We start from the raw sequence: 15,357 nt of genomic DNA on the forward strand, positions 1-15,357 counted from the left end.
GTAAACATGGGTTGGGAAGATAAAATCCCCGCTGGCGTGGCTCTGACCACAGTCGAAACCATCGCCGGATGGATGCGCAAAACCTCCTTCTGGCCGCTCACCATGGGCCTGGCCTGCTGCGCAATTGAGATGATGCAGTTCGGCGGCCCGCGTCACGACGGTGCCAGATGGGGCATGGAGGTCTTCCGTGCGTCGCCGCGTCAGGCCGACCTGATGATCGTTGCCGGGCGCGTCCCGCAGAAGCTGGCTCCGGTAGTTCGCCAGATGTGGGATCAGATGCCCAACCCCAAGTGGTCAATCGCGATGGGTGTCTGCGCCAGTTCGGGCGGCATGTTCAACAACTACGCGGTGGTGCAGGGCGTCGACCACATCATTCCGGTTGACATTTACATTCCCGGCTGCCCGCCGCGTCCCGACATGCTGATTGACGCCATCTTCAAGCTGCGCAACAGCGAGGTCTACAAGGCGAAGATGGGCGCGCATCGCGAGAAGGAGATCGCCGATAACGAGGCAGCTGCGCTGGTCGCGCCGGCGCTGATTGAGCAGAAGGGCTTGATGCGATGACCGCCGACCAGAATCCAGCGGCCGAGAACGAAATCGCGCAGCTGAGTCAAGAAGAACAGGCCATTTACGCCACCCACCCGCACCTTCGCGAGCTGTTCGTGGCCAGCGGTCCTGTTACAGACAATCTTTTGGAGGTTCGCAAGGGCGCATATGGTGATGGTTCCGGCCAGTCCGGCGACACCAGCGGCTTCAACGGCCTGGTTCGCCGCGTCGAACTGGGTGGTGCCTGCGTCACCCCGCCGTTCGGTGGCTGGTTCGACGACGTCGCTAACCGCATGGCGGAGCTGGTGCCGAACTTCGCAACCCGCGTCAGTGTTTGGCGTGACCAGATCGTGTTTGTCGTGGACCCGTCGAAGCTCATCGAGCTGGCTAAGCTGTTGCGCGACGACCCGCAGCTGCGCTTCGAGGTCATCATGAACCTGTCCGGCGCGCACTACCCGGGCCTGAAGGGCCGCGAGCTGCACGTGGTCTACCACCTGCTGTCCATGACCCACAACCGTCGAATCGGTCTCGAGGTGGAGCTGCCCGAGGACAATCCGCACGTCGATTCGCTCGTGCCGGTCTACCCGATGGCCGACTACGACGAGCGCGAAACCTACGACATGTTCGGCATCGTCTTCGACGGCCACCCCGGCCTGACTCGCATCCTGATGCCGGACGACTGGGTGGGCCACCCGCAGCGCAAGGATTACCCGCTGGGCGGCATCCCGATCGAATACAAGGGCGCCGTTGTTCCGCCACCGAATGAGCGCAGGAGCTATCAGGCATGAGTGAAATGAACGAAGACATCTACGCGGCTCCCGGGGAGGCCACCGGCGACGCCACTTACTATGTGAACGGCCACGATTGGGACGACGTCATCGCCTCTCAGTCGGAGCGTGCCGACGAGATTATCGTCGTTAACGTCGGTCCGGTTCACCCGTCGACGCACGGCGTTATGCGTTTTGTGATGGAGCTGGACGGCGAGACCATTCAGTCGATGCGCCCGGGAATCGGATTCCTGCACACGGGCATCGAGAAGAACATGGAGTACCGCACCTGGACGCAGGGCAGCGCGTTCGTCACCCGCATGAACTACGTGTCCGGCATCCACAATGAGGCCGTCTACTCGATGGCCGTGGACAAGCTGCTGGGCATTGACGACAAGATTCCGCGTCGCGGCCAGGACCTGCGTGTTCTGCAACTTGAGATCAACCGCATCGCGAACCACCTGACCGCCACTGGCGCTAACTGTTTGGAGCTGGGTGCAACTAGCCCGCAGGAGGTCGGCCTTCGCGAGAGGGAGCGCATTCTGGAGTTCGTCGAGGCCACCACGGGCCTTCGCATGAACAACGCATACATCCGTCCGGGCGGAGTTCAGGCGGATCTTCCCGACGACGGCATCGAATTGCTCGATCAGCTGATCGTCGACATGAAGAACAATCTTCACGAGATCGCCGATTACACGCTGGGCAACCCGATCTTCAAGGCGCGTCTGCAAGGCGCTGGCTATCTCGACTTGACTGGCTGCACCATGATGGGCGCGACCGGCCCGGTGCTGCGCGCCGCTGGCATCCCGTGGGATCTGCGCAAGACGCAGCCGTATCTGACCTACGACCAGTACGATTTCGACGTCTGCTACGAGAACACCTGCGACGCCTACGGCCGTTTCAAGATTCGCTGCGACGAGATGTATCAGTCGATTCGCATCATCGAGCAGGTTCGCGACGCGCTGGTCGAGACCCGCGGCGAACCGTTCCGCGTCGAGGACGAGCGTCTGCACTGGCCGAGCGATCTGACCATCGGGCAGGACGGCCAGGGCAACTCGAACGAGCACATCAAGGAGATCATGGGGCAGTCCATGGAGGCCTTGATTCACCACTTCAAGAAGGTCACTCAGGGCTTCAAAGTGCCCGCCGGCCAGGTTTACGTGGCCATCGAAGGCCCGTCCGGCGAGCTGGGCATGCACGTCGTCTCTGACGGCGGCACGAAACCTTACCGCTCGCACATGCGTGACCCAGGGTTCCACCACGTTCAGGCGCTGCCGCTGATGTGTGAGGGCGGAATGCTCTCCGACATGATCATGGCCGTCGCCTCCATTGACCCGGTTATGGGTGGTGTCGACCGATGAGCGCAAATCCGAAGGAGGAAGTCTTGAGTTCCGAATCCGTGAAGCTCCCGCTTCCGCACGAGTTCAACCCGAACTACAGCGACGAACGTCGCATCGATTACGCCAACACCGAAACCAACATCGACGAGTCGACCATTGCTGATATGAAGGCAATCATGGCCCGCTATCCGCAGCCGCGTTCGGCGTTGCTGCCAATGCTGCACCTGGTTCAGTCGGTTGACGGCTACATTTCGGCTGCCGGCGTCGAGCTTTGCGCCGACCTGCTGGGCATTCCTGTTGCCCAGGTCAACGGTGTGGCCACCTTCTACACGCAGTACCACCGCAAGCCCGCCGGCGAATATCACGTCGGCGTCTGCACCACGTCGCTTTGCGCGATCATGGGCGGCGACGTCTTGCTCGGTCAGATGGAACAGAAGCTCGGCATTGAGCCAGGCGAGACCACCCCGGACGGCAAGTTCAGCTTGGAGCGCGTCGAGTGCAACGCGGCTTGTGATTTCGCGCCGGTGATGATGGTCAACTGGGAGTTCATGGACGCCATGACCCCGGAGCTGGCCGACAGGCTCATCGATGACCTGCGTGCCGGCAGGGATGTTCATTCCACCCGTGGCCCGCGCATCCCAACCTTCAAGGAGAACGAGCGAATGCTCGCCGGTTTCTGTGACGGTCTGGCCGATGAGGGCCCGAGCGCTGGGGACGCCTCGCTTCGCGGAGTGAAGCTGGCCAAGGAGAACGGCTGGCGCGCTCCGAGTGCCGCGGAGGTTGCCGCGGCTAAGCCCGCAGATGAGGAGGCCGCCAAGTGAGCGAACTCAAAGTCGACACCCTGACCCCGGTTCTCACTAAGCACTGGGGTGAAGAGGGCAGTTGGAAGCTGGATCACTACGTCGCTAACGGCGGCTATTCGGGCGCCCGTAAGGCTCTGGAGATGGAGCCGGGCGACGTCGTCGAGATGGTCAAGAACGCTGGGCTTCGCGGCCGCGGCGGTGCTGGCTTCCCGACGGGCGTCAAGTGGAGCTTCCTGCCGAAGGACAACCCGAACCCCAAGTATTTAGTTATTAACTGCGACGAGTCGGAGCCTGGCACCTGCAAGGACATGCCGATGCTGATGGCCACCCCGCACACGCTGATCGAGGGTGCCATCATCGCTTGCCGCGCGGTCGGCGCCCACCATGCGTTTGCTTACGTTCGTGGCGAGGTCGCGCACGTAATTCGACGGATGCGCGCAGCGGTTGACGAGGCCTACAAGGCCGGCTACCTGGGCAAGAACATCTTCGGTTCCGGCTACGACCTGGACATCGTGATTCACGCTGGTGCCGGCGCTTACATTTGTGGCGAGGAGACTGCGCTGCTCGATTCTCTGGAGGGTCGCCGCGGCCAGCCGAGGCTGCGTCCGCCATTCCCAGCGGTCGAGGGTCTGTACGCCTGCCCGACGGTGGTAAACAACGCTGAATCCATTTGTTCGCTGCCAGCGATTCTGGAGAACGGCGTCGATTGGTACCGTTCGATGGGTTCGGAGAAGAGCCCCGGCTCGACGATCTACTCGGTTTCGGGCCACGTCAAGTACCCGGGCCAGTACGAGGCCCCGATGGGCATCACCTACGGCAAGCTGCTCGAGTTGGCTGGCGGTATTCGCGACGGTCATCGCTTGAAGTTCTTCACGCCGGGCGGTTCGTCCACCCCGATCCTGACCGCCGACGACGTCGATACCGTGATGGATTACGAGGGCGTCGTCGCCAAGGGCTCGATCCTCGGCACGAAGGCGCTGCAGACTTACGACGAGACTGTTTCCGTCGTTCGCACTTGCCTGCGCTACACCGAGTTTTATCAGCACGAATCCTGCGGCAAGTGCACACCTTGCCGCGAGGGTAGCTGGTGGCTGGTGCAGACGCTGCGCAACCTCGAGGCCGGTAAGGGCCAAGAGGGGGACGTCGACAAGCTGCTCGATGTTTGCGACAACGTCTCGATGAAGAGCTTCTGCACGCTGGCCGACGGCTTCGTCGCCAACATCACCAGCTCCATTAAGCATTTCCGCTCCGAGTTCGAGGCCGGCTACCACACGCCAGCGTGGGAGCTGTTCCCCTACGAGAAGAGCGTTTACTTCCCGGAACACCGCCGGGAGCAGATCACGGTTGAGGGAGGTTCCAAGTGAGCACCGACGTCAAACCCGAAGTCAAACCGGAAACAGTCACTTTCACTATCGACGGTAAGCCCATCGAGGTGCCCAAGGGCACGCTGGTGATTAGGGCTGCGGAGGCCAATGGAATTCACATTCCGCGCTTCTGCGACCACCCGCTGCTGGACCCGGTGGCTTGCTGCCGCGCTTGCATGGTTGAGGTTCCGGACGCCGGCAATGGCCGCGCGATGAAGCCGCAGCCCGCTTGTGCGTTGACCGCCATGCCGAACATGGTCATCGAGACCGCCGAAGGTAGCGAGAAGGTGGCCAAGCATCAGGCCGGAATGCTCGAGTTCTTGCTCATCAACCACCCGCTCGACTGCCCGATTTGTGACAAGGGCGGCGAGTGCCCGCTGCAGAACCAGGCCATGAGCCATGGGCCGGCGGGGTCGCGTTACGAGGGTGCCAAGCGCACCTACCCGAAGCCGGTGCAGATTTCGCCGCTGATTCTGATCGACCGCGAGCGCTGCGTCCTATGTCAGCGCTGCACAAGGTTTGGGGCACAGATTTCGGGCGACGAGTTCCTCTCGCTGGCCGAGCGTGGCGCGCTTTCGCAGATCTCCAGCTACGAGACGGACCCGTACGAGTCTTATTTTTCGGGCAACATCGTCCAGATCTGCCCGGTTGGCGCGCTGACCAGCACTGACTACCGCTTCCAGGCCCGCCCGTTCGACCTGGTATCAACTACCACGACGTGTGAGCACTGCGCTGGCGGTTGCGAGATGCGAACCGACCACAGGCATTATCAGGTGAAGCGCAGGCTGGCCGGCAACAATCCGGAAATCAACGAGGAGTGGTTGGCCGACCGCTGCCGCTTCGCCTTCCACTATGGTCATCAGGCCGACCGCCTGACCACGCCACTGGTTCGCGAGGGCGGCAAGCTTGTTGCGACGAGCTGGCCCGATGCCATCGACCGCGCTGTCGCCGGTCTGAAGTCCGCTGGGGAGGCCGTGGGCGTGCTGACCGGTGGCCGTCTGACCCTGGAGAACGCCTACGCTTACTCGCGTTTCGCTCGCGCAGCGCTCGGCACTAACAACATCGATTTCCGTTCCAGGCCTTATGGCCCAGCCGAGGAGTCTTTCCTGGCCTCGAAGGTGGCGGGACGAAAGCTCGCAGAAAGCGTCCAGTACGCAGACCTGGAGAATGCTAAGAAGGTCGTCCTGGTCTGCTACGAACCAGAGGAAGACACCGGTCCGGTTTTCTTGCGGCTGCGCAAGGCAGCGCGCAAGAAGGGCTTGCAGGTGGTGGCGATTGCCCCGATGCTGAGCCGCGGCAACAAGAAGCTTTCCGCGCAGCTCGTGGCCACTGCGCCCGGCGACGAGACGGCGGCCTTGGCGGGTCTCGAGCTGGATGCCGACACTATCGTTCTTGCCGGCGAACGCGCTGGAGAGGTACACGGTTTGATGGCTGAGCTGGCCAAGGTTGAGGAGCGGGGAGCCCGCCTGGCCTGGATCCCGCGTCGAGCCGGTGAGTTGGGCGCCATCGAGGCCGGCTGTCTGCCGAGCTTGCTGCCAGGTGGTCGCTTAGTCGATGACGCTCAGGCCCGAGTTGATCTGCAGGCGGCTTGGGGAGTTAATCTTCCCGCCGAGCCCGGCTTGGACGCTAAGCAGATGGTTGAGCAGGCCGCCTCCGGTGAGCTAAAGGCCCTGGTTACTGCCGGCCTGGAGGCCGCTGACATGCCCGATCCGCTGTTGGCGAAGGTGGCTTTCAAGCAGGCATTCGTGGTCAGCTTTGAGCAGCGGGCCTCCGACGTTACTGATAGCGCAGACGTGGTTTTCCCGGTTGCGCTGGTTGAAGATCAGTCGGGCACGTTCGTCAGCTGGGAGCACCGATTCAACCCGGTCAATCAGGTGATAGACAAGCGCGTCACACCGATGACTGATGTGCGCTCGCTGGCCGCTCTGGCCGACGCGATGGGCTCGGATCTTGGTTTCCGTTCCCCGGCGCAGGCCCGCGCGAGCTTTGACGAGATCGCCGATTGGACTTCCACCGAGCCCCGCGCGGTGGCGGCCGACAGCATCGAGAACCGTGGCAGCGGCCCGCTGAAGTTGGCCGTCTGGCACTACATGATCGACGATTCGCGTGCGGTCGATGGGGCTATCGGCCTGATCGAGTCTGCCCCGAAGGCGGTCGTAAAAATGTCAGTGGCCACTGCTAATAAATATGGTGTAAAGGCAGCCGATCAGGTTGTCGTCTCAAACGAGCACGGTTCTTACCGGGCGCCGGCGGTGATCGTTGACGGCATGGTCGACGACGTCGTCTGGCTGCCCGCCAACACTGGCGTTCGGGTGAGTGAGGCGCTGCAGGCTGGTGCCGGCGATCGGGTGCAACTATCTTTGGCAGGAGGTGCGGCATGAGTCACGATCTGAACCCACTTAACGATCCGCTGTGGCTCGTGATCATTAAGGTCGTTGCGGTTTTTGTGCTGCTTTTGACCTGGACGATCTTCAACGTTTGGTTTGAGCGTCGAGTCATTGGCCGGATGCAGAACCGCCGTGGCCCGACGATGAACGGTCCGCTCGGTTTGGGGCAGGCCCTTGGCGACGGCATGAAGCTGATCTTCAAGGAGGACTTCCGCCCGGCTCGTACCGACGCGTTCGTCTTCTCGATCGCCCCGATGCTGACCGCAGTTGCGGCGTTCACCGTGTGGACGGTCATTCCGTTGGGCGGCAACGTCACGATCTTCGGCGTCGACACCAGGCTTCAGGTGACGGATCTTCCGGTCAGCATCCTGTTCATCCTGGCGGTCGCCGCGGTTGGTTTCTACGGCGTCGTGCTGGCAGGTTGGGCGTCGAACGGCACCTACTCGCTGCTCGGTTCGATGCGCGCCACCGCGCAGGTTATTAGCTACGAGGTCTGCATGGGCCTGTCGCTGATCCCGGTGTTCATCCTGTCGCAGTCCGCATCGACGGGTGACATCGTCAAGGCTCAGCAGGCCACCTGGCTACCGCTTCCCGGCGGCGTCCCGGATCTGCCCAGCTGGTACTTCCTGCTGCTCGTCCCGAGCTTCATCATCTTCTTGATTTCGATGGTGGGCGAGTGCAACCGTCTGCCGTTCGACTTCGCCGAGTGTGAATCAGAAATCGTTAGTGGTCACCTAACCGACTACTCGGGTTTCCGCTACGCGCTGTACTTCCTCGCCGAATACATCAACATGGCGACGACCTCGGCCATCTGCGCCACCGTCTTCCTGGGCGGCTACACGGCGCCTTGGCCGCTAAACAACATCGCCTGGCTGAACGACGGCTGGTTCACGCTGGTTTGGTTCATCTTGAAGGTTCAGGTTTTGATCTTCGGTTTCGTCTGGGTTCGTGGTTCGCTGCCGCGTTACCGCTACGACAAGTTCATGGCCCTGGGCTGGAAGGTGCTGATTCCGGTCGCCCTGGTCTGGACGATGCTGGTTGCGCTGTTCCGCACGGCTGGCCACGAGAACTGGTTTACTTCGCCGGCGTTCCTGATCACCGTCGCGGTCATCTTCGTCGCGATTCTCGCAGTCGTTTGGTTCTCCGGTTCCGAAAAGGCCCCGGAGCCCACCGCGCTGGAGAAGGCGGAGGCCAGGAAGTCGCTGCCGGGTGCCTATCCGACACCGGTGCTCAGTGATGATCTGATCAACGCCATCAACGCGTCCGCCTCGGCTAAGCAGATTGGGGCAGGCGTCGGCACAGTTAAAGAAGGAGCTGATTCCTAATGGGAGCCTGGTCCGGGTTCGGAATTTCGTTCCGAACAATGTTCCGGAAGTCCTTCACTCAGGGCTACCCGGAAAAAGGTAAAGAGAAGGTCACCGCTCCGCGCTACCACGGCAGGCATCAGCTGAACCGTTGGCCGGATGGCCTGGAGAAGTGCGTCGGCTGTGAGCTGTGCGCGTGGGCTTGCCCCGCGGACGCCATCTACGTCGAGGGCGCCGACAACACCGAGGACGCTCGCTTCAGCCCCGGCGAGAGGTACGGCAGGGTCTATCAGATCAACTACACCCGCTGCATTCTTTGCGGCCTGTGCATTGAGGCCTGCCCGACCCGCGCGTTGACCATGACCAACGACTTCAAGTTCTCCGATCGCACCCGCGAGTTGATGATCTGGACGAAGGATCAGCTCCTTGCCCCGCTTCTGCCGGGCATGGAGGAGCCTCCGCACCCGCGTCGCTTGGGTGACGACGAGAAGGATTACTTCCTGGGTCTGCCGCCGACCGGTGTGCTGGACACCATCGAAAACCGTCGTAAGCAAGCCCAAGGGGGGAGCAAAAAGTGATTGCTCTGGTAACCGGTCAGCAGGTCGCGTTCTGGATTTTCGCGCCGTTGGCCATCGCGCTGGCCCTTGGCATGGCGTTTAGCCGCAAGCCCGTGCATTCCGCGCTTTCGCTGGCCGGAATGATGGTTTGCCTCGGCTGCCTTTACGCCAGCCTGGATGCCCCGTTCCTGTTCGTGGCGCAGATCATCGTCTACACGGGCGCGGTCATGATGCTGTTCGTCTTCACCATGATGGTGATCGGCATTGACTCCCTGGATTCGCTGGTTGAGACGCTGAAGAGTCAGCGGCTGCTGGCCTTCATCGGCGCTTTCGGATTCCTGATCATGGTCGGCTCGGCGCTGATTAACGGCATCGTTCACACCAACCCGGACGGCCTAACGACCGCCAACGCCGCCGAGGGTGGAAACGTTCAGGGCCTGGCCCACCTGGTGTTCACCGATTACGTCTTTGCATTCGAGGCAACCGGCGCACTGCTTATTACTGCTGCGCTGGCCGCCATGATTTTGACGCACGGCGAGCGCTTGACGAAGCCCGAGAGGCAGCGTCAGCGCGCGGACCGCAAGATCCGCGAGTTCGAGACCGAGGGCAAGCATCCTGGTTCTCGTCCTGGCCCTGGTTCTTACGCCCGTCACGACTCGATCGCCTACCCGGGCCTCACGCCCGACGGCAAGATCGCCGAGAAGTCGGTTTCGCCGACGCTCAAGGTTCGTGGTTCAGCAATCGTCGAGGCCGAGGGGCTGTCCACTCCGCACCTGGCCGCTGGACGCGAGATTGCGCAGGCCTGGGACGAACTGGACGGCACTGACGTCGCGAAGGATTACTTTGATGCGGCTTTGGAGCGGCCCGAGACTCCCGCCATTGAATCGGAGGAGGATGAGCGATGAGCCCCAACGCATACCTTGTCTTGTCGGTGATTCTTTTCACCATCGGCTTGCTGGCGTTCATGCTGCGTCGCAACGTCTTGATCATGTTCATGTCGATCGAGATGATGCTGAACTCGGCGAACCTGGCGCTGATCACTTTCGCTAACGTCAACGGCGATCTGTCCGGCCAGGTGGCCGCGTTCTTCGTCATGGTCGTGGCGGCTGCGGAAGTCGTGATCGGCTTGGCAATCATCGTAATGATCTTTAGAACCCGTCGTTCTGCTTCGGCTGACGATCAGAATCAACTGAAGCATTAGAAGGGGGAACTGGTGAATCCGCTTGAAACTGTCGCAGCGACCGGAGTTTTCACTTCGGCCTGGCTGCTAATAGCTATCCCGCTTGCGGTCTTCGCGATCCTGCTGCTAGCCGGCAAGGCGAGCAACTCGTGGGGCCACTGGCTGGGCACGGCGAGCATCCTTGCCTCGTTCGTGTTGGGCATCGTGATGTTCGTGAAGATGCTTGCTTTGAGCCCGGACGAACGCTCGATCGACCTGCACCTGTTCGATTTCCTGCAGACGGGCCCGCTGAATGTTGACTTCGGCATCCTGCTCGATCCGCTTTCGATGCTGTTCGTGCTGTTGGTCACTGGCGTCGGTTCGTTGATCTTCATCTACTCCATCGGCTACATGGCCGAGGATCCGAACCGCAGGCGATTCTTCGCTTACCTGAACCTGTTCGTCGCTTCGATGTTGACGCTGGTTCTGGCTAACAACTACCTGCTGCTGTTCTTCGGCTGGGAGGGTGTGGGCCTCGCCTCGTACCTGTTGATCAGCTTCTGGCAGCAGCGCCATACGGCCGCGTTGGCCGGTAAGAAGGCGTTCGTCGCTAACCGCATCGGTGACCTCGGCCTGCTGGTCGGCATGTTCGCGATCTTTTCCCAGATTGGTTCGCTGAACTTCGTCGACGTCGATGCCGCTATCGGTGGCGTCAGCGGCAATTGGGTCACGCTGATCGGCTTCTGCCTGCTGCTGGCCGCCTGTGGTAAGTCCGCCCAGGTTCCCCTGCAGTCCTGGCTGCTGGACGCCATGGAGGGCCCCACACCGGTTTCGGCCCTGATCCACGCGGCGACGATGGTCACCGCCGGCGTTTACTTAATCGTTCGCGCCGGTTCGGTCTACCAGCTTTCCGAGGCCGCGGCCATCGCCGTCTCGATTGTGGGCGCGGTTACCTTGATCTTCGGTGCCTGGATCGGTTCGGCTAAGGACGACATCAAGAAGGTGCTGGCTGGTTCCACGATGAGCCAGATCGGCTACATGATGCTCGCCGCCGCGATCGGCCCGGCCGGTGCGGTATTCGCGATCTTCCATCTGATCACCCACGGCGCTTTCAAGGCCAACATGTTCCTCGGTGCCGGCTCAATCATGCACGGCATGAACGACTCGGTGAATATGCGCGAGTTCGGTGCTCTGGCGAAGGCGATGCCGTGGACGTTCTACACGTTCGCGATCGGCTACCTGGCCATCATCGGTTTCCCGGGGCTGTCGGGCTTCTACTCCAAAGACCACATCATTGTGGTGGCTTGGGAGCGCTCCTGGGTGCTCGGTGCCGTTGCGATGTTCGGCGCCTTCCTCACCGCTTACTACATGACTCGTCTGATGACAATGACCTTCCTGGGCAACAAGCGTTGGCGCGACGATCAGCACCCGCACGAGTCGCCAGCAGTCATGGTTGTTCCGCTGGTTATCCTTTCGGCCGCGGCCATCGTCCTGGGTGTTCTGATGAACAGCTGGATTCAGGATTGGCTTGGCCCGGTCACCGGCATGGAGCCCGAGCCCACCTCGCTGCTGCACGTTCCGTGGCAGGGCTGGGCGACTTTGGCCCTGGTGGCGATTGGTGTTGTTCTTGGCTACCTGCTGTTCCGCAATGAGGTGCCTCGTGAGGCCCCTGCAGCTAATCCGCTGGTTGCGGCCGGACGTCGAGACCTCTTCCAGGACGACTTCAACGACCTGGTCCTGGTTCGCGGTGGCGGCGCCGTCGTCAACGTGGTTGGCGCGCTGGATACCGTCGCGGTGGACGGCCTGCTGGTCGGCGCTACCTCGGGCCTGAGCAAGGCTGTCGGTAAGGGCTTCAGCAAGCTGCAAAGTGGTTACGTCCGCAACTACGCTATGGCGATGGTGGTCGGCACCGTCGCGGTGGGCGTCGTTTTGATCCTCGGTCGGCTGGCCTAGGGGAGGAGACCAAAGATGACTATTCCGCTACTTACAATTCTCGGGCTGCTGCCCCTGATCGGTGGTCTGCTGGCGTTCCTGTTCGCTGGCCGCTCCGGCAAGATCGTCGCGTTTGTCTTCTCGCTGCTGGTCGCCGTAGTTGGGTTGCTGGCCTTCTTCATGGCCGGTGACACCGACTTGGGTGAACTCCACTCGTGGATCCCGGCGATTGGCGCACACTACGCGCTTGGCTTGGACGGCATGGGCCGCACGATGGTGCTGCTGACCGTTGTTCTGGTCCCGATCGTTCTGCTTTCGCAGTGGAACATCGCCGATCGCGGTTCCAGCGAGCCGCGCGCCGAGGACATCTACGTTCAGCATCCGCGCTGGAGTTCGAACATTTTCGGCGGCCTCGTGCTGATCATGGAGAGCTTCGCGCTCTTCGTCTTCCTGGCCGACGACGTGCTGTTGTTCTACATCTTCTTCGAGGCCACGCTGCTGCCGATGTACTTCCTGATCGTCGGCTGGGGTAGTGACAAGGCCTCGAAGGCCGCGATGAAGTTCCTGATCTACTCGCTGGCCGGTGGCCTGGTGATGCTGTTCGGCATCGTCGGCGTGTTCGCCGTGACGTCCGCGCAGGGCTCCCCGAGCTTCCTGATCGCAGACTTCACACTCGAGCCGACGGGTGCTCTTGGCAAGTGGATCTTCGTGGCGTTCTTCATCGCGTTCGCGATCAAGGCCCCGATGGTTCCGGTCCACACCTGGTTGCCCGACACTGCCGAACAGTCCAACCCGGGCGCCACCGCGCTGCTGGTTGGTGTGCTCGACAAGATCGGCACCTTCGGAATGATCAAGCTTTGCTTGACGATGTTCCCGGAGGCCAGCAAGTGGGCAGCTCCGGTGATCCTGGTGCTTGCCGTCATCTCGATCCTTTACGGCGCCGTGCTGGCCATCGCGAGTAGCAACCTGCTTCGCCTGGTTGCCTACACCTCGGTCAGCCACTTTGGCTTCATGGTGTTGGGCATCTTCGCCTTCACCACGACTTCGCTGAACGGCTCGATGTTCTACATGCTCGGCCACGGTGTCAGCTCCGCGCTGCTGTTCTTGGTCGTCGACATGATGATTAAGCGTCGTGGCTGTGCCGAGATCAGAGCTTTCGGTGGCGTCCAGAAGATCGCCCCGCTGATTGCGGGCGTGTTCCTGCTGGGTGGACTGGCGACGATGGGTCTGCCTGGCACGATGAACTTCGTCGGCGAGTACTCGATCATGGTGGGCGCGTTCACCAGGCATCCGGTTCTGGTTGCGTTTGCGGTGCTCGGCACCGTGCTGGCCGCGGTTTACGTGCTGTGGGCATACCAGCGTGTCTTCACCGGCGAGCCGACGCCGTCGGTCACCAAGTGGGTGCGCACCGACCTGACCGTTTTGGAGCGCGTCACGCTGGCTCCGCTGATCGCTCTGCTGTTGGTGTTTGGATTCTTCCCGAAGCCGTTCACGCAGTTGGTGCAGCCGGTTGCTGAAAATTCGATGACGAGCGTACAACTAGCCGATCCTTTGGACGGCGCTAACACCGGCTCTGTTGATGGGCCGCGGGGAGGCAAGTAATCATGCAGGGAATGCTTGAGAGTTTCATCCCGGCGGTGCCGCTGCTAGTGATTCTGCTGGGCGGCATCATCTCGATCGTCTTAGAGGCGGTCCTGCCGAGGCTGGCCCGTCCGGTGGCTCAGGCCACCTGGAGCGCCCTGATCATTGTCATCGCGCTTGCCGCGACGATCTACCTGTGGGCGGACGGTTTCGCCGACTTCGGCGCGGTCAACGCTCTGGCCCTCGACCGACCCACTTGGGTGGTCTGGAGCTTGCTGCTGATCTTCGCGCTCGGCTCGGTTGCGCTGTTTGCCGAACGCAAGGTTTATGACGGCCAGACGGCATTCGCCGCCGCTGCCTCGACACCTCCTGGGTCGCAGGCTGAGCGTTCCGCGATCTCTGCCCGTCAGGAGCACTCCGAGGTGTTCGGCCTCATGCTGTTCTCGCTGTCCGGCATGATGATCTTTGTCGCCGCCAACGACCTGTTAACCATGTTCGTCGGCCTCGAAATCCTCAGCCTGCCGCTGTACGTGTTGTGCAGCCTGGCTCGCCGCCGTCGCTTGCTCAGCCAGGAGTCCTCGCTGAAGTACTTCCTGCTGGGTTCGCTCAGCTCGGCGCTGTTCTTGTATGGCGTCGCCCTGATCTACGGCTACGCGGGCGGCTTCGGTTTGACGAAGATTGGTCTGGCGCAGATGTATGAGCAGCAGTCTCCATGGCTGTTGCTTGCGGGCCTCGGCCTGGTCTGCGTCGGCGTCACCTTCAAGATGGGCGCTGTTCCGTTCCACAACTGGGTGCCGGACGTATATCAGGGCGCCCCGACTCCGGTCACCGCTTTCATGGCGGTGTGCACCAAAATAGCCGCAGTCTTCGGCCTCACCAGGCTGCTGTACGTCGGTCTGGGTGCACTGGCTTGGGACTGGCAGGTTCTGCTGGCCGTCATCGCCGTCGCAACCATGTTCATCGGTTCGGCGGTTGCGCTTTGGCAGAACGACGTGAAGCGTCTGTTGGCCTACTCGGCTATCGCTCACGCGGGTTTCATTCTGGTGGGCATGTTGGGTGCTGTGGCCGCGCAGAGCGGTTTGGCGGATGGCCATGTCGGTTCGTACGCGTCGATGGCGTTCTACCTTGGTGCATACGGCTTCGCCACCCTCGGCGCTTTCGCGATTCTGACGATGGTTCGTCGCGGCTCGCAGGAGGCCACCGGGTTCGACGCCTGGGCTGGCCTTGGGCGTCGCAGCCCGCTGCTGGCGATCTTGATGACGATCTTCCTGCTGTCGATGGCTGGTATCCCGCTAACCGGCGGTTTCGTTGGCAAGCTGCTGGTGTTCACTTCGGCTTGGCGCGGCGGTTTCGAGTGGCTGGTGTGCGTCGCGGTGATGGCTTCGGTGTTGGCAATGGCGTTCTATTTCAAGCTGATCGCCGTCATGTTCGGCCGCGAGCCGGCGCAGGACGACGTAGCGGTGGCCCCGGCAGGCATCGGCACGCAGCTGGTGATCTGGATCGGCGTTCTCGGCACTGTGGTGCTGGGTGTTGCGCCTGGTCCGCTGCTGGATCTGCTGGCCTCGTCCACCGACTTGTTGATCCTGCCGCTGCGCTAAAGCGGTTACGTATATTTAG

At 61.8% G+C, this 15,357-nt stretch carries 13 protein-coding genes; all 13 read left to right on the plus strand.

Going from position 1 to position 15,357, the window contains the following annotated elements:
• Nucleotides 1–6: 6 nt before the first annotated feature.
• The 13 genes from HMPREF1255_RS07105 to nuoN are packed head-to-tail and all read left to right on the plus strand — an operon-like array spanning nucleotide 7 to nucleotide 15,338.
• On the plus strand, nucleotides 7–564 hold the full coding sequence (locus HMPREF1255_RS07105; protein ID WP_016456812.1) for an NADH-quinone oxidoreductase subunit B: 558 nt from the start codon (nucleotides 7–9) through the stop codon (nucleotides 562–564).
• Nucleotides 561–1,334, plus strand: a complete 774-nt coding sequence (locus HMPREF1255_RS07110; RefSeq protein WP_024111368.1) for an NADH-quinone oxidoreductase subunit C — start codon at nucleotides 561–563, stop codon at nucleotides 1,332–1,334. Before HMPREF1255_RS07105 ends, HMPREF1255_RS07110 begins: the two co-directional genes overlap by 4 nt.
• Nucleotides 1,331–2,674, plus strand: coding sequence for an NADH-quinone oxidoreductase subunit D (locus HMPREF1255_RS07115; protein ID WP_016456810.1), 1,344 nt, complete (start codon nucleotides 1,331–1,333; stop codon nucleotides 2,672–2,674). Before HMPREF1255_RS07110 ends, HMPREF1255_RS07115 begins: the two co-directional genes overlap by 4 nt.
• Nucleotides 2,671–3,474: an NADH-quinone oxidoreductase subunit NuoE gene (gene nuoE, locus HMPREF1255_RS07120; RefSeq protein ID WP_024111605.1), complete on the plus strand. Its 804-nt coding sequence runs from the start codon at nucleotides 2,671–2,673 to the stop codon at nucleotides 3,472–3,474. The genes HMPREF1255_RS07115 and nuoE overlap by 4 nt, the downstream gene beginning before the upstream one ends.
• Nucleotides 3,471–4,820, plus strand: a complete 1,350-nt coding sequence (gene nuoF / locus HMPREF1255_RS07125; protein ID WP_024111534.1) for an NADH-quinone oxidoreductase subunit NuoF — start codon at nucleotides 3,471–3,473, stop codon at nucleotides 4,818–4,820. Before nuoE ends, nuoF begins: the two co-directional genes overlap by 4 nt.
• Nucleotides 4,817–7,201 carry an NADH-quinone oxidoreductase subunit G gene (locus tag HMPREF1255_RS07130; protein ID WP_024111476.1) on the plus strand — a complete coding sequence of 795 codons (2,385 nt, stop codon included), beginning with the start codon at nucleotides 4,817–4,819 and terminating at the stop codon, nucleotides 7,199–7,201. The genes nuoF and HMPREF1255_RS07130 overlap by 4 nt, the downstream gene beginning before the upstream one ends.
• Before the next feature lie 8 nt (nucleotides 7,202–7,209).
• A complete protein-coding gene (nuoH, locus tag HMPREF1255_RS07135) occupies nucleotides 7,210–8,532 on the plus strand; it encodes an NADH-quinone oxidoreductase subunit NuoH (RefSeq protein WP_051395029.1) in 1,323 nt (440 codons plus the stop codon).
• Nucleotides 8,532–9,089 carry an NADH-quinone oxidoreductase subunit NuoI gene (gene nuoI, locus HMPREF1255_RS07140; RefSeq protein WP_024111596.1) on the plus strand — a complete coding sequence of 186 codons (558 nt, stop codon included), beginning with the start codon at nucleotides 8,532–8,534 and terminating at the stop codon, nucleotides 9,087–9,089. The genes nuoH and nuoI overlap by 1 nt, the downstream gene beginning before the upstream one ends.
• A complete protein-coding gene (locus tag HMPREF1255_RS07145; RefSeq protein WP_016456804.1) occupies nucleotides 9,086–9,973 on the plus strand; it encodes an NADH-quinone oxidoreductase subunit J in 888 nt (295 codons plus the stop codon). Before nuoI ends, HMPREF1255_RS07145 begins: the two co-directional genes overlap by 4 nt.
• A complete protein-coding gene (gene nuoK, locus HMPREF1255_RS07150; protein ID WP_024111531.1) occupies nucleotides 9,970–10,269 on the plus strand; it encodes an NADH-quinone oxidoreductase subunit NuoK in 300 nt (99 codons plus the stop codon). Before HMPREF1255_RS07145 ends, nuoK begins: the two co-directional genes overlap by 4 nt.
• 12 nt (nucleotides 10,270–10,281) lie before the next feature.
• Nucleotides 10,282–12,180: an NADH-quinone oxidoreductase subunit L gene (gene nuoL, locus HMPREF1255_RS07155; RefSeq protein ID WP_024111410.1), complete on the plus strand. Its 1,899-nt coding sequence runs from the start codon at nucleotides 10,282–10,284 to the stop codon at nucleotides 12,178–12,180.
• Nucleotides 12,181–12,195: 15 nt separating this feature from the next.
• A complete protein-coding gene (locus tag HMPREF1255_RS07160) occupies nucleotides 12,196–13,761 on the plus strand; it encodes an NADH-quinone oxidoreductase subunit M (RefSeq protein WP_016456801.1) in 1,566 nt (521 codons plus the stop codon).
• A 2-nt stretch (nucleotides 13,762–13,763) separates the two neighbouring features.
• Nucleotides 13,764–15,338, plus strand: a complete 1,575-nt coding sequence (nuoN, locus tag HMPREF1255_RS07165) for an NADH-quinone oxidoreductase subunit NuoN (protein ID WP_016456800.1) — start codon at nucleotides 13,764–13,766, stop codon at nucleotides 15,336–15,338.
• Nucleotides 15,339–15,357 lie beyond the last annotated feature (19 nt).

This window comes from Propionimicrobium sp. BV2F7, from assembly GCF_000510445.1.
Taxonomy (GTDB): Bacteria; Actinomycetota; Actinomycetes; order Propionibacteriales; family Propionibacteriaceae; genus Propionimicrobium; species Propionimicrobium lymphophilum.

Excerpts from the sequence above, each read along its gene's own strand:
- nuoI (WP_024111596.1), top strand. The coding sequence starts at position 8,532 with ATGGGAGCCTGGTCCGGGTTCGGAATTTCGTTCCGAACAATGTTCCGG.
- HMPREF1255_RS07105 (WP_016456812.1), top strand. The coding sequence starts at position 7 with ATGGGTTGGGAAGATAAAATCCCCGCTGGCGTGGCTCTGACCACAGTC.
- HMPREF1255_RS07160 (WP_016456801.1), top strand. The coding sequence starts at position 12,196 with ATGACTATTCCGCTACTTACAATTCTCGGGCTGCTGCCCCTGATCGGT.
- HMPREF1255_RS07115 (WP_016456810.1), top strand. The coding sequence starts at position 1,331 with ATGAGTGAAATGAACGAAGACATCTACGCGGCTCCCGGGGAGGCCACC.
- HMPREF1255_RS07110 (WP_024111368.1), top strand. The coding sequence starts at position 561 with ATGACCGCCGACCAGAATCCAGCGGCCGAGAACGAAATCGCGCAGCTG.
- nuoE (WP_024111605.1), top strand. The coding sequence starts at position 2,671 with ATGAGCGCAAATCCGAAGGAGGAAGTCTTGAGTTCCGAATCCGTGAAG.
- nuoK (WP_024111531.1), top strand. The coding sequence starts at position 9,970 with ATGAGCCCCAACGCATACCTTGTCTTGTCGGTGATTCTTTTCACCATC.
- nuoN (WP_016456800.1), top strand. The coding sequence starts at position 13,764 with ATGCAGGGAATGCTTGAGAGTTTCATCCCGGCGGTGCCGCTGCTAGTG.